The 330-nt window shown below is 76.7% G+C and carries 1 protein-coding gene; it reads right to left on the reverse strand.

The features are described from left to right. Positions 1 to 219: hypothetical protein (locus tag ACG04R_RS28455; protein ID WP_394418204.1), on the reverse strand; the 219-nt coding region annotated here is incomplete at its 3' end. Positions 220 to 330: the final 111 nt, after the last annotated feature.

The raw sequence follows: 330 nt of genomic DNA on the forward strand, positions 1-330 counted from the left end.
GACGCTGAGCAGCAGCGCGGCCGCAGCGCCCAGCGCGCCGCTGCCCCAGGCCAGGCGGCGCAGCCAGCGGGGTTCCCGAACGTCGCGGGTGGCGTGTCGGGTGCGCAGGTGGTGGGTCAGCGTGGCGAGCAGGGCGGCGTCCTGCTCGGCGTCGGGCTGCAGGCGCGCGAACCCGGCCCGGGCGGGGCGCAGCCAGTCGGGGGTGTCGTCGTCGTTCATGGGTGTTCTCCTGCGTCCAGCAGGTCGGCCAGGCGCTGGCGGGCGCGGTGCATGCGGGTGCGCAGCACGTCGGTGCTGATGCCGGCGATGGCGGCGGCCTCGTCGTAGCTG

Origin of the sequence: Pelomonas candidula (genome assembly GCF_043555985.1) — a bacterium.
Lineage (GTDB): Bacteria > Pseudomonadota > Gammaproteobacteria > Burkholderiales > Burkholderiaceae_C > Pelomonas > Pelomonas candidula.